Source organism: Acinetobacter sp. DMC2 (assembly GCF_056314305.1).
This window is the reverse complement of record NZ_JBQUYP010000001.1, coordinates 621,229-634,391: the sequence shown is the minus strand read 5'-3', so window position 1 is coordinate 634,391 and position 13,163 is coordinate 621,229. Positions and strand designations below refer to the sequence as shown.

12 protein-coding genes are annotated in these 13,163 nt (G+C 38.1%); 6 read left to right on the top strand and 6 right to left on the bottom strand.

The features are described from left to right. Window positions 1-27: 27 nt before the first annotated feature. The 5 genes from ACT53H_RS03070 to ACT53H_RS03050 form a co-directional block, all read right to left on the bottom strand. Window positions 28-777 carry a DUF4262 domain-containing protein gene (locus ACT53H_RS03070; protein ID WP_004790885.1) on the bottom strand — a complete coding sequence of 250 codons (750 nt, stop codon included), beginning with the start codon at window positions 775-777 and terminating at the stop codon, window positions 28-30. A 71-nt stretch (window positions 778-848) separates the two neighbouring features. Beyond that, window positions 849-1,391 carry a gamma carbonic anhydrase family protein gene (locus ACT53H_RS03065; protein ID WP_174758315.1) on the bottom strand — a complete coding sequence of 181 codons (543 nt, stop codon included), beginning with the start codon at window positions 1,389-1,391 and terminating at the stop codon, window positions 849-851. Between the two features lie 90 nt (window positions 1,392-1,481). Next, window positions 1,482-2,630 carry a D-alanyl-D-alanine carboxypeptidase PBP5/6 gene (dacC, locus tag ACT53H_RS03060; protein ID WP_004790888.1) on the bottom strand — a complete coding sequence of 383 codons (1,149 nt, stop codon included), beginning with the start codon at window positions 2,628-2,630 and terminating at the stop codon, window positions 1,482-1,484. Between the two features lie 126 nt (window positions 2,631-2,756). Beyond that, complete coding sequence (locus tag ACT53H_RS03055) at window positions 2,757-3,179, bottom strand: MCR_0457 family protein (RefSeq protein ID WP_476008592.1); 423 nt, start codon at window positions 3,177-3,179, stop codon at window positions 2,757-2,759. Between the two features lie 152 nt (window positions 3,180-3,331). Next, window positions 3,332-3,703 carry an MCR_0457 family protein gene (locus ACT53H_RS03050; RefSeq protein WP_005307290.1) on the bottom strand — a complete coding sequence of 124 codons (372 nt, stop codon included), beginning with the start codon at window positions 3,701-3,703 and terminating at the stop codon, window positions 3,332-3,334. Between the two features lie 101 nt (window positions 3,704-3,804). Here ACT53H_RS03050 and surE point away from each other — a divergent pair, with 101 nt between their 5' ends. The 3 genes from surE to ACT53H_RS03035 all read left to right on the top strand — a co-directional run bounded on the left by surE (window position 3,805) and on the right by ACT53H_RS03035 (window position 6,542). Further along, on the top strand, window positions 3,805-4,575 hold the full coding sequence (surE, locus tag ACT53H_RS03045) for a 5'/3'-nucleotidase SurE (RefSeq protein ID WP_151964126.1): 771 nt from the start codon (window positions 3,805-3,807) through the stop codon (window positions 4,573-4,575). 111 nt (window positions 4,576-4,686) lie between these two features. Then, entirely contained in the window at window positions 4,687-5,511 is an 825-nt protein-coding gene (locus tag ACT53H_RS03040; RefSeq protein WP_476008591.1) for a peptidoglycan DD-metalloendopeptidase family protein, read from the top strand. Window positions 5,512-5,612: 101 nt separating this feature from the next. Next, a complete protein-coding gene (locus tag ACT53H_RS03035; RefSeq protein ID WP_004790899.1) occupies window positions 5,613-6,542 on the top strand; it encodes a LysR family transcriptional regulator in 930 nt (309 codons plus the stop codon). Between the two features lie 49 nt (window positions 6,543-6,591). Here the strand turns inward: ACT53H_RS03035 and ACT53H_RS03030 are convergent, their stop codons facing one another. Next, entirely contained in the window at window positions 6,592-9,210 is a 2,619-nt protein-coding gene (locus tag ACT53H_RS03030; protein WP_476008590.1) for a Lon protease family protein, read from the bottom strand. A gap of 165 nt (window positions 9,211-9,375) precedes the next feature. On the opposite strand from ACT53H_RS03030, the gene ACT53H_RS03025 reads away from it, so the two are divergent. The 3 genes from ACT53H_RS03025 (at window position 9,376) to ACT53H_RS03015 (ending at window position 13,070) form a co-directional block, all read left to right on the top strand. Next, window positions 9,376-11,562, top strand: a complete 2,187-nt coding sequence (locus ACT53H_RS03025) for an AmpG family muropeptide MFS transporter (RefSeq protein ID WP_151964124.1) — start codon at window positions 9,376-9,378, stop codon at window positions 11,560-11,562. A gap of 2 nt (window positions 11,563-11,564) precedes the next feature. Further along, on the top strand, window positions 11,565-11,966 hold the full coding sequence (gene gloA / locus ACT53H_RS03020) for a lactoylglutathione lyase (RefSeq protein WP_005307276.1): 402 nt from the start codon (window positions 11,565-11,567) through the stop codon (window positions 11,964-11,966). Between the two features lie 132 nt (window positions 11,967-12,098). Continuing rightward, the gene (locus ACT53H_RS03015) at window positions 12,099-13,070 is read left to right on the top strand and encodes a bile acid:sodium symporter family protein (protein ID WP_171056844.1); all 972 of its coding nucleotides are present in this window, start codon (window positions 12,099-12,101) and stop codon (window positions 13,068-13,070) included. Window positions 13,071-13,163: the final 93 nt, after the last annotated feature.

Genomic DNA, 13,163 nt, shown 5'->3' with positions numbered 1-13,163 from the left:
GCTATGATAAGATTTTTATAAATCTTTTTACTCATCAAGATTTCTTCTTTTCCATGAATTATCAATACAATCTCTTTCAGCAGTCTGGCCATAATCAAGATCAAAAACTTCATTTAAACTTGAATCTCTTAGTATCATTTGTTCTAAGGCAACAAGACGAATATCCTCTGGTTCCTGGTTGCCTGTTAGAAATTGCCAATCTCCATCATTATCATGAATAACTCTTAAAATAGGTTGATTGAAATCCAGCCATTGTCGAGTGGTGAAAACACCTAAATTTCTAGCCTCTCTAAATTTAAAATTAGCATTTCGATCTAGTAAAGGCTGATCATAAATGAACTTTTCCTCATATCCATCTTCCCAAGGAAATTTGTCATTGCGATCAGTCCAGACTAATTGTAAAGCTGAGAATTTATTATGTTGGTAATAATTTAGCGCCCCACCAAAATAATCTTCAATATTCCTTAAGTCTACAGGTAAAAACTGAGCACGACTTTCTTTAAAAAATTTGTCATTGTAATCTTGATAGGAGATGATTTTTTCTCCATTTTTAATTAGGTTTGCTACATCATTAATAATGAGATGAGCTAGATCCGTAGATAATCCAAAACAGATAATTTCAGGATGCTGATAACTCTCATATAAACCCACACTGTAACTAAAAGAGGGTAAATAGTCCGTTGCGCTAATTCCCATAACTTGTAATCCATATTCTTCAATATTGATTTTGATTTGGTTTATTAGTTCATGTTCACTAGGGCAGTTATCTAAGCTCACTATTTATTTCTCAAAGGTTTATTATTCTTGTAAATGCAATATACAGGTCAATTAAATTAAAAATAGCAAAGTTAGACTTCACTATTTTTATGATTATTTTGTACTTTTACATAATGTCTTGCCGAATAAGGAAGAAACGCTAATTCTTTTTCGGTTAGTGGTCGCACTTGCTGTACAGGGCTTCCTACATATAGGTAACCACTTTTTAAAACCTTACGCGGTGGAACCAAACTTCCAGCACCAATCATCACATCGTCTTCAATAATCACGTCATCTAAAATAACAGTATTGATTCCGATTAAAACTCGGTTGCCAATTGTACAGCCATGTAAAGTCACATGATGTCCAACCGTCACATCTTCACCAATAATAAGAGGTGAGCCATTAGGTTTTGCATCATTTTTATGGCTAACGTGTAACATACAATGGTCTTGTACATTACTGTTTTTACCAATTTGAATACTATTTACGTCACCACGAATGACGGCAAAAGGCCAGACAGAAACATTTTCGGCTAAGCTGACTTCACCGACTACAACGGCCATGTCATCGACATAACATGTTGTATCAATTTGAGGACGGTGTTCAAGATAAGGACGTATGTTCTTTGCCATGAGTAGTATCAAAATAAAATTTAGATGAATTATAAAATAAAAAAGCACTCAGGCTAAATAGCATGAGTGCTTAATTCAACTATTCAAAAATTAGAATAAGTTGCTGAAGAATTGTTTAACATGGTCGATTAAGCGTGCAAAGAATCCTGCTTCTTCAACTGGTTTTAATGCTACTAATGGCTTTTCAGCAATTACTTTGCCGTCAAGGCTAGCAACAAGTTTGCCCACAACTTGGCCTTTTTGAAGCGGTGCATTTAAGTTAGGTTGAACAACTAACTGTGTTTTAATGCCGTTAGCTTTGCCTTTAGGCATAGTCACGCTAAAGTTTTCAGCTAGACCAATTTGAACTTCATCTTCTTTACCAAACCACACTTTTGCTTTTGCAAGAACTTGATTGGCTGGTTGAATATTTGCAGTTTCAAAGTTTGCAAAGCCCCAAGACAATAATGTACGCGTTTGGTTGGCACGTTCATTAACGCTATCCGTTCCGAAAATAACGGAAATGAGACGCATTGGACCACGTTTGCTTGACGTTGTTAAGCAGTAACCCGCTTCATCTGTATGGCCTGTTTTTAAACCATCTACGCTTGGGTCTGTGTAAAGCAAGGCATTACGGTTACCTTGTTTAATGCCATTAAACGTAAATTCTTTTTCAGAGTAGATTGGGTAATATCTTGAGCTGTCTTTAATAATATGTTGCGCTAAAACAGCCATATCTTTAGCACTTGAATAATGACCTTCTGCCGGTAAACCAGTTGAGTTCATAAACTGGGTATTTGTCATGCCGATACGTTTTGCTTCCTGATTCATCATGTGCGCAAACGTGCCTTCATTTCCGGCAATATGTTCAGCCATTGCTTTTGATGCATCATTACCTGACTGAATAATGATACCGCGAAGCATTTCTAGAACAGTCGCTGTACCATTTAAAGGAACATACATACATGATTCAGAGCTGCTTCCTTTACACCATGCAGACTCGTTCATACGAACCTGCTCATTTTCAGTCAGTTCACCTTTTAATAATTTTTGTTCAATGATGTAGCTTGTCATCATTTTTGTCATTGAAGCAGGTGCAAGCTTTTCGTTTTCATTTTTAGAAGCGAGAATTTGTCCTGTCTCATAATCCATTAATACATAAGACTTATTATTTAATTCTGGCGGAGCTGATAAGACAGTTGCTGCATAAGAAAAACTTGGTAAGAGGAGGAGTGCAGCAATAGCGCTTTTTCGAGTCATTCTAGGTAATTCCAATATCTTGTATGAAGCAGAAGAACCTAGCATTTTAGGATAAAGCAAAGCCGACTTCTATGGGGGAAGTCGGCTTTTTCAAACAGTATTGTAACTCAAGAGTTTTTTACTAATTTAGTTTTGCGATTGATAAGCTTTCACGTCTTGACAAATTAATGTATTTTGCTCGTTACCAGCAGCTTTTGCATCATTACGCGCTTCTTTTAAGACTTTCTTGAAACTTTTGTCTTTAGCACGTTTCTCTAAAGCTGCAACTGGGTCGGCTTCATTTGGTAAATAGTCTTTTACTAAACGTTCATAACCTTGAGCAAAATCAGCATCTTTTTTGCCAATAAGGCTTGGGCAAATTTCAGAAAGTACTTGAATTGCAGCTAATTCTTCAGGAGTTATAGTTTGCTGTGGAGTTACTTCAACAACATTTTCATTTTCGGTTTTCTTTTCAGCTGTTTTCTTCTTATCAGCAGCAAAACCAACTGTTGCCATGCTCATAAGTAAAACCAAAGAGAGCGATTGAACTAAGCTTTTCTTCATAAACATCGATAACCTAAAATAAAATTTTTAAATATGTCGATAGCTTAACCAATTTACAGGTTAAAAAAATGGAAAAAATGTATTGTTATGTTGGTTTTCTGCTTAATACCAAGCAGAAAACCTCAGTAAATAAAAATCTACTCTAAACGAGCAAAAACCTATTCTTTATAGTTGACGATCTCTTCACAGAGTTCATGTTGCTCATGATGGTCCATTTGTTTTGAAGCTTGACGTGCTTCATTTAACAGGGTTTTAAACTCTGCATCATTTTGTAGAGCAGAGAGGGTAATTGATTTATTTGAATACCCTTGAAGATACGTTGTGATAATTTTTTGAGTATTTGACTCAAGTTTTTTATTTGTCCCTACGAAAGCTGGACAAATTTCCTGTAAGACTTGCGTTGCCGCAATATCATCTTTAATTAAGCTATCAGCTTCTTGTGTTGAGATATCCTCATCTGCAAAAACCGCTTGCGTACACAATGTGATACTGATCCCCAATACCTGAAAAAAAGGAGCAAAAGTTTTCATTTTTTCACAATTTTATAATGCTATGGAGGCATAAATATATATAATTCAACAAATAATTCAATTGTGAAAACCTTTAGGTTTATTTGTAGAGAAAGATTTTAGTGAATATTTTGATAGCGAATGATGACGGTGTTTTTGCGCCAGGTATACAGGCTTTAGCTGAAGCATTAAAACCGCTTGGACGTGTGGTTGTGGTTGCACCAGAAAGTGAAAGAAGTGGTTTTTCAAGTGCATTAACACTAGATCGACCATTGCGCCCAATTCAAATTGCCGAAGATGTATGGGCAGTGAATGGTACGCCAGCAGATTGTGTTTATTTATCTATGAATGGTTTGTTTGATTTCGAATTTGACTTGGTCGTAAGTGGAATCAATAGTGGCGCGAACTTGGGTGATGATGTTTTATATTCTGGAACAGTTGGTGCTGCATTTGAAGGCCGTTTAATGAAGCAACCTGCAATTGCTGTTTCTTTAGCTGGTCCTGATGTACGCGCTTATAATGTTAAAGAAGATTATGCTCAGGCTGCACAGTGGGTACATGATTTTATTGCAAGCGGTTTACCAGCTTTGCCTCCGCGACACATCTTTAATATCAATATTCCTGATGTGCCGAAGTTAAAAGGAGCACAAATTACGTATCAGGGACGTCGTGCTCAATCTAAACCTATTACCAGCCATGTCGACCCAAGAGGACGCCAAGTTTACTGGATTGGATTAGCAGGCGAGGCGGTTACAGATCCGGAGCGTGTTTCAAGCCAGATTCAATCGGATTTCTTTGCGGTAGCAAACGGTTATGTCAGTGTTACACCTATTCAAATGGATGCTACAAATTACGCCGTTTTAGAAGATCTTCAGATCAGTTTGAGTCAATAATTGAGCTCTAATGTTATAACTTTGTGAATAAAGAAAAAGAGGAACGTGTTTCCTCTTACTTTTTTGGTACTCTTAGCCGAAATGATTTGTAGCATTTAGTGAGGGAGATCAATGCATTTAATTGGGCAACAAAATAGAGTGCATATCCAAAAAGACAAAATAATGAAAATTATGTTGTTGGCTGCGGTTGTAGGTTTTACCGTAGCTATGGCAGGTTGTGCTTCTAAACCACAAATTAATAATAGTTCTCGCTATGCAATGGCTCCTAACTATTACACAGTTCGTTCAGGTGATACTTTAAGTGGTATCGCAATGCGTTATGGTCTGGACTACATCAGTATTGCCGAAATGAATGATATTCCTGCGCCATATCGTATTTATGTCAATCAATCGTTACGTTTGAAGAAAGGTTCATCACCAAGAACGGTATCTACACAAGTCATGGCGCAGCCTGAGCAAATCAAGCGTCAAACGATTGCTTTGCCAACTACACAGCCTGTGACTCCAGTAACACAGCCGTCTACTGTACCGTCAACAAATACGACAGTGGCATCAGTTGCACCAAATTCGAGCTTACGTTGGATAAAACCGACAAATGGACCAGTGATTCAAGGGTTTAATTTGGCAAATAATGTCAAGGGAATCCGTTATGGTGGAAATCAGGGTGACCCTATTTATGCCGCAGCCGATGGTCAAGTTGTCTATGCAGCTGATGGCTTAAAAGAATACGGAAATCTGGTTTTAATTAAGCATATTGACGGATATATCAGTGCGTATGCCCACAATAGCAAGATGTTTGTGAAAAGTGGTGATAATATAACTGCTGGACAAAAAATTGCCGAAATGGGATCTACTGGCGCATCTCAAGTCATGCTCGAGTTCCAGATTCGTTTGGATGGAAAACCGATTAATCCTGTAAATCTTTTACCAAAATAGCTAATGCAAAAAACTTAGGTTTCCTCGTATAATGTAATTGGTTGCTTTCATTACAACAATAAGCATTTTTTATAAATTTAAAATTAGATTCGAGGAAACCTATGTTAGATCAGCTTCGTGCGATGGGTGTTTTCGCTTGTGTGGTTGAAAAAAGTTCATTTAGTGGTGCGGCACGTGAATTAGGAATTACAACAAGTGCGGTGAGTCAGCAGATACGCTCGCTTGAGCATGAAATGGATGTAACTCTATTACATCGCTCCACTCGTAAACTTAGTTTGACAGAAGCCGGACAGGCTTTTTTTTCAAGCTGTCAAGAGATGTTGGCCGCTGCTGAAAGGGGAAAAATCCGAATTAATGAATTGAGGGACGACTTAATCGGGGATTTGCGTATTGCGACAACTCCTGATTTGGCAGTTCAACACCTCATTCCTGCATTATCTCACTGGATGTCGGCTCATCGCGGTTTATCTGTGCATTTCGAAGTTGGGCATCGTTATATCGATTTAATTGAAGAGCGAATTGATATTGCAGTCCGCATGAGTTCTACTCCTGTAGAAGAAAGTAGCTCTATCATTCCGTTGGCTTTTGTAGATCAGATTTTGATTGCTTCTCCTAGTTATCTCAATCAGTCTAGTCCAATTGTGCATCCTAATGATTTAAGAGATCATGAATTGTTGTCGATTAATGTCATGAATGACTCACGCCATTTCAATTTTCAACATGTAAAAACAGGTGAAACGCTCAATATTGAAATGCAAAGCCGTTTGCAGAGCAATAATTTACAAGTTGCAAAAGCGTTATGTCAGCAAGGACATGGTATTGCACGAATTTTATATTTGGATGCTCAGAAAGAATTAAAAAATGGTTCTTTGATTGAACTCATGCCAGATTGGAAATTACCAACCTTTACATTGTATGCAGAGGTTGCCAAGCATGATCAACAACCAATGAAAATTCAACGTTGTGTTGAAGCACTTAAACAATATTTTAGCCAGTTAGCAGGAGGACGAGCGATTCAGATCGTTCGTTAATTTTGCTAGTCTAAAAGTAAAAGGGCCTGTATTTACAGGCCCTTTTTTATTACTTCTGTTTTAATGTAGCAACTTCTTCTGCATTTTCTTGTGGCAGATCGTCAGCTGTAAGTTCTTCATGCTTCTTAATTTTTTTCTTATTTTTCTTTTTCTTTTTTGGCTCTTCTTCAATTTCAGCACCATCTTCAATGGCTTGCCAATATTCAAGTTGTTCCATTACTGCTGCATAAATTGAATTTTTGCTGTATTTACCCTTCTTATCGAGCGTACCGACTGGACGAGCCATCAAAATTTCAAGTGCTTGATCAATCGTATCAATTGCATGGATATGGAATTGACCGCTGCGAACAGCATCAATAACATCTTGACGTAACATCAAATGCTGCATGTTTTGACGAGGAATAATGACACCTTGCTTACCTGTCAGACCTTGTAGCTTACATGCATCATAGAATCCTTCAATTTTTGCATTTACGCCGCCAATAGGTTGAACTTGTCCTAATTGGTTCATCGAGCCGGTAATTGCCCATGATTGATCAATTGGTATCTGGCTAATCGCAGAAATCAACGCTGAAAGCTCAGCAACAGTTGCACTATCGCCATCAACTTGACCATAGCTCTGTTCGAATGCGAGCGCAGCGGAGAAGTGTAAAATCTGTTCACGACCAAAGTGAGCTTTCAAGAAGCTAGACATCAACAACACACCTTTCGCATGAAGTGAGCCACCAAGTTCTACACTACGTTCAATATCAAGAATATCACCGCCACCTTGATAAACAGATGCCGTTAAACGTGAAGGTAAACCAAACTCAACATCTGCATAGTGAATGACAGAGAGGGCATTAATCTGACCTAAACGGTATCCCGACGTTTCGATTAATTGTGTACCACGTGAAAGATCTTGCCAGTAAAGTTCTCTTAAATAGCCTAAGCGATATTGGCGATGTTGTAGAGCGAGGTTAATGTGCTGATCGGTTACCAACTTCTCATTCGCTTTAAATGCATGATGATGTGCTTCGCGAATAAGATCGCCTAGAGTTGAAGCATGTAAAGACAGTGAACTTTGGTCTTCAGCCTGACGGCTTGAATCAGTAAGTAACGCTGCTAAAGCACTACGATCAAACGGAAGCAATTTATCCGCTTGTACATAGTCAGCAATGAGCTGCATGTAGGCTTGTTCATTTTCGTCATTACGTTGTAATGTATCAGTAAAATCTGCACGAATTTTAAATACACTACCAAGCTCTGGTTCTACTTCCAAAATTTCATAATAAATTTCAGGTTCTGCCATAAGAACCACTTTAATATCAAGCGGAACTGCGGCAGGTTCTATAGAGATAGAGCCTGTTAACGTTAGCATATGTTCAAGAGAAGATAACTTGAGTTGGCCTGATTTTAAGGCACGCTTTAAACCTTGCCATGCATAAGGCTGTTCAAGTAATTGCTCGGCCTCAAGCATTAAAAAACCACCATTCGCTTGATGTAGAGCACCTGGACGAATGAGAGTGAAATCTGTAGTAATTGTGCCGTTATGGGTGAGCTGTTCAACGTGGCCGAGTAAATTATAGTGCGTTGGAAAGTCTTCAAAAATAACAGGAGCGCCGCTATTTGGTTTATTTGCAACAATCACATTGGCTTGATAACGTGCTGGAACACGATTGAACATTGATGGAGTAAAATCATCTTCATCTTGTTCTAAGATCAGTTCAACATTATCAATAATATCTTGGGCATATTGTTTTAAATAATCTTCAAGTCCTTTAACTTGACCATATTTATTTAAAATAAGCTCCATTCTTGGCATAACGACTTGCGTTGCAATATCCCGATTTAACACAGACACTTTGTCACGTGCATCATCTTCTAAATCACCTAAATGTAGACCAAGGCGATCTAGCTTTTTATCCATATAGCGAATATTGGCCGCAATTTCAGCGCGTTGCTTATTATTTAATGCATCAATATCTGTTTGGGTAAGTTCTTGAACCTGATCATCTTTGACGTGTACAGGAACAAAACCGTGTTTCTCATTACGAGAAATGAGTTTTAAATCGAGCTCTTCGCCTTCTTTGGTTAGTTCAACAAGCGCTTGTTGTTGTACATCACCTGTTTCCTGACGGATACGTTCAATACGATTGTGATAAGTCTCTGCACTAAAACGGCGTTCAAGTTGTTTTAAAATAATTTGCCAAGTTTGGTCATGTGCTTGTTGAAACTTAGTTCCTTGACCTGCTGGAAAGCGTAGGGCAATAGGTTGACGTGCTTGTTTGAAATTATAGACATACACCCAGTCATCAGGCGTTGGCATTGTTTTAGCGTGTTGCTGTAACAAACGTTTAATCATGGTACGTTTGCCTAAACCAGCAGTTCCTACTGCAAAAATATTATAGCCTGAGTAGGGTAAAGAAATTCCCGCCTCTACAGATGCTTTAGCACGATCTTGACCTAAAAAATTATTAAGAGGTTTGATGCGTTTAGTTGAAGCTGGAATTTTTTCAAAATCTGGAATATGTGTAAGTTGTTCAGGTTTTAAAACGGTTTTATCTAAGGTCATTTTTATATCAGGTTGCTCAAAAGCTGAAGGAAATGCATTTACTGTGACATTTGTGGTGGTTGTTTTAGCGAGTGATAAAGTTGAAATAGTCACTTGATCAAGTTTTTGTGTCACTGTTGATATCCAGCAAAAGAAAACGAAGGTTGAAGCCTTAAGGTATACAGGTTTAGCATAAAATATCAAGCAAACTTGCGGTTTTTATCGCCAAAACAAAAATGTTTGCATAAAGAATCTTGAAAGCAATTGTAAGAAGGGTTTGAATAGGCACATTTATAATTTATGGAAAATAAAAAACGAATGACCACACAAGCTTCGGGTTGGGTCTCGGCTTTTAAAGCGTTTTTAGATCGCCGTGCATTAATTATGCTGTTTCTGGGTTTTTCTGCCGGAATTCCAATTTTATTAATTTTTTCTAGTCTCTCTTTATGGCTTGGAGAGGCGGGCATTGATAAAAGTGCAGTCACTTTTTTTAGTTGGGCGGCTCTAGGTTACTCTTTTAAGTTCGTTTGGGCTCCTCTTATTGATGAGTTACCTGTACCACTCTTAACTAAAATGTTAGGACGAAGACGAGCTTGGTTATTAATTGCACAGTGTTTGATCGTTCTTGCTATTTGTATTATGGCTTTCTCTGACCCAGCTTTAGGTCAGAGTTATCTGGTTCAAATGGCAGTGGGTGCAGTGTTGCTTGGTTTTTCAGCAGCAACACAAGATATTGTAATTGATGCCTATCGTATTGAACTAGCAGAAACAGAAATGCAAACCGTATTGGCATCTACCTACAATGCTGGTTATCGAATCGGAATGATTGTGGCTGGAGCGGGGGCATTATTTCTAGCTGCGCATTTGGGAACTGCTAAAGGTAATTACATTTACGAAGCTTGGAAAATGACTTACTTAACCATGGCAGCGGTTATGTTAGTCGGTATTGTAACGACTTTGCTCGTTCGTGAACCTCAGGTAAATCGTGTCTATAAAAACTATAAGAGTAGTGATTATTATCGCTTGGTGTTCGTGTTTTTTGTTGCCGTTATTTCATTTGTAGTCACCTATATTTATTCTGGGCAGATTACAGATGCAATCTCACAAGCTGGAAATATAAAAGATAACGCGGCACTGTTTGGCTTAGAAGCTTTAAGATTTTTAACGGCTACAGCTTGCGCCATTTTTGTGGGTTATTTACTGGTTAAATTTGGTGTAGTTAATCAGCAAATGGCGAAAGAAACGTGGATTGCACCCATTTTAGATTTCTTTAAACGTTATGGTGTCAAACTTGCCTTAGTTTTATTACTTCTCATTGGTTTTTTCCGTATTTCAGACATTATTGCTGGTGTCATTTCCAATGTGTTTTATCAAGATCTTAACTTTAGCAAAGAAGAAATTGCCGAAGCAGTAAAAATCTATGGTGTGTTATTCAGTTTAGTTGGTGGATTCTTAGGAGGACTTTTAGCACAGCGCATAAACATTATGAAGCTGATGTTTGTGGGTGCAGTTTTAGCAAGTTCTACTAATCTCATTTTTATTGGGCTCGTAAAATCTGGTCAGCCATTAGATATGGTTGATGTAAAAGTTGGTGGTCAAAGCTATCAAGTTAAACCAGATGAAGTAGGCTTATGGAAATTAGAAGTTCCAAGTTCTGCTTTTAGCGGAACAAAACAAATTGAAGTAAAAGCTGCTTATGCTGCACAAAATACTGTGCCGCCTGTGGTGCGTACTCAGCCGTTACTGACCACCGAATTGGCAAAATCACCTCTACAAATTTTACCTGTTATGGGAAATGATCAGGTTTCATTAAAAGATGGAGAGGGAAGTGTTGTCGTTCGAGGCCAATACTTTGGACAAGCTTTAACTCCTGCACAAAAAATTATAATTAGTCTTGATGGGCAAAATTTTGATGCAAAAATGACTGACCAAAAAGGTGTTTTTAGTACGACAATTGATGCGAAAAAATTAGTGGCATCAACGAGTAAAGAGCTTAAGGTCGCTGTAGTAGAGGGCGAACAGAAGATACTTACTGCATCTCATCCATATGCAGTGAGTGCGAATCTAAAAGCGACAAGTGAATTAGATGTGAATATTGAGCCGCTCCCTTACATCGATCCTCTTTCTGGCCAATCAGTTGAAATCAGCGGTAAGGTAATTAAACCATATAGTTCTTTATGGCTCTATTTTGCCATTATTGTCGACAACTTAGCGTCTGGCTTGGCTGGTGCAGCATTTATTGCATTCCTTTCAAGTTTAACGAGTGTGTCATTTACAGCTGTTCAATATGCGATCTTTAGTTCACTCATGACGCTCACACCAAAACTTTTGGGTGGATATTCAGGTACCATAGTGAGTAATATTGGCTATCCAAAGTTCTTTTTGATGACCACTCTTATTGGTATTCCAATCTTGATTTTAGTGGTTTGGGTTGGAAAGCTTTTAAAAGATCATCAAACTCATGAATCAGAAAAGGCAGGTGAATAAACATGCGAATGCTTCATACAATGTTGCGAGTAGGCAATTTAGAACAATCTTTAAAGTTCTATACCGAAGTATTAGGAATGAAGTTACTTCGTAAGCGTGATTATGAAGAAGGGCGCTTTACACTGGCATTTGTTGGTTACGGTGATGAAGAAACCAATACAGTGCTTGAGCTTACCCATAACTGGGATACATCAAGTTATGAGTTAGGCAATGCCTATGGTCATATTGCGATTGGTGTTGACGATGCTTATAAAGCGTGTGAAGAAATTAAAGCACGTGGTGGTAAAGTTGTGCGTGAAGCAGGCCCAATGAAAGGTGGTGTGACCGTTATCGCATTTGTTGAAGATCCAGATGGTTATAAAATCGAGTTGATTCAACAAGATGCTAATGCGACAAATAACTAAAAATTGACTATGATACTTTAAGATTTAGGTCTTAAAAGTCTAGCTTTATTTTTTTAGCCCAGTATGATGAACGTTTGACCAGATGGTCAATTTATCAACTGGGTTTTTTATTATCTAAAATAATCATAGGATGTGGCTATGTTGAAGTTATTGGCACTTGATCGATTTACAATTTTGTTAGTTGGAATGGTACTGCTAGCAACATTTTTTCCAGTCAGTGGTCAAGCAGCGCAATATTTCAATACACTGACTACAGTCGCGATTGCAATTTTATTCTTTTTGCATGGTGCGAAACTGTCTCGCGAGGCTGTAATTGAAGGCGTTTTGCACTGGAAGATGCATTTACTTGTCTTCGCATTTACTTTTTTTATTTTCCCCGTGCTGGGTTTGTTAGCTAAACCGATTCTGTTACCTCTACTCGGCCAGCAGCTGTACTGGGGTTTTCTGTTTATGTGCTTTTTACCCTCTACAGTTCAATCTTCTATTGCATTTACATCAGTTGCAAAAGGGAATGTGGCTGGAGCGGTTTGTAGCGCATCTTTTTCCAATTTGATTGGTATGTTTATTACACCAGTGTTGGTGAGCTTTTTTATTTTAGGCCAAAGCCAACATGGGTTCGATCCAACCGCTTCAATTATACAAATTACATTGTTGCTATTAGTGCCGTTTATTTTAGGGCAAATATTACGTCCTTATATTTTTCCTTATATGGCAAAAGTCCCAAGTATTGTTAAAGCATTCGATCAAGGCTCGATTTTGATGGTAGTGTATGGCGCATTCAGTGGGGCAGTGGTTGCTGGTCTTTGGCATCAGGTGAACTGGAAAACCTTACTTATTTTAGTCGTTGCTTGTTCAGTTCTTTTAACGGTCATTATGTTATTAGCACTGTATTTACCTCGTGCTTTTGGATTTAACCGCGCAGATCAAGTTACGGTTTTCTTTTGTAGCTCAAAAAAGACATTAGCAAGTGGTGTGCCGATGGCGCAAATCTTATTTATTGGCCAGCCTTTAGGCATGATTGTGTTACCTATTATGATTTTTCACCAAATCCAGTTAATGGTTTGTGGGGTCATTGCAAATTACTGGGCTAAATCTAAAGATTAATTCGCAAATAAAAATTATTTGGCGTATAATCTTGTCCACTTGTTGTGCTTAGCTCTAACCCTAGGGGTTTCGGTGAGCCAAAAGAATGGTCTG

What these genes read in the sequence shown, in the direction of transcription:
- ACT53H_RS03065 (WP_174758315.1), bottom strand. Translation starts at nt 1,391, where the DNA reads ATGGCAAAGAACATACGTCCTTATCTTGAACACCGTCCTCAAATTGAT.
- dacC (WP_004790888.1), bottom strand. Translation starts at nt 2,630, where the DNA reads ATGACTCGAAAAAGCGCTATTGCTGCACTCCTCCTCTTACCAAGTTTT.
- ACT53H_RS03055 (WP_476008592.1), bottom strand. Translation starts at nt 3,179, where the DNA reads ATGTTTATGAAGAAAAGCTTAGTTCAATCGCTCTCTTTGGTTTTACTT.
- ACT53H_RS03050 (WP_005307290.1), bottom strand. Translation starts at nt 3,703, where the DNA reads ATGAAAACTTTTGCTCCTTTTTTTCAGGTATTGGGGATCAGTATCACA.
- ACT53H_RS03040 (WP_476008591.1), top strand. Translation starts at nt 4,687, where the DNA reads ATGCATTTAATTGGGCAACAAAATAGAGTGCATATCCAAAAAGACAAA.
- ACT53H_RS03035 (WP_004790899.1), top strand. Translation starts at nt 5,613, where the DNA reads ATGTTAGATCAGCTTCGTGCGATGGGTGTTTTCGCTTGTGTGGTTGAA.
- ACT53H_RS03025 (WP_151964124.1), top strand. Translation starts at nt 9,376, where the DNA reads ATGGAAAATAAAAAACGAATGACCACACAAGCTTCGGGTTGGGTCTCG.
- gloA (WP_005307276.1), top strand. Translation starts at nt 11,565, where the DNA reads ATGCGAATGCTTCATACAATGTTGCGAGTAGGCAATTTAGAACAATCT.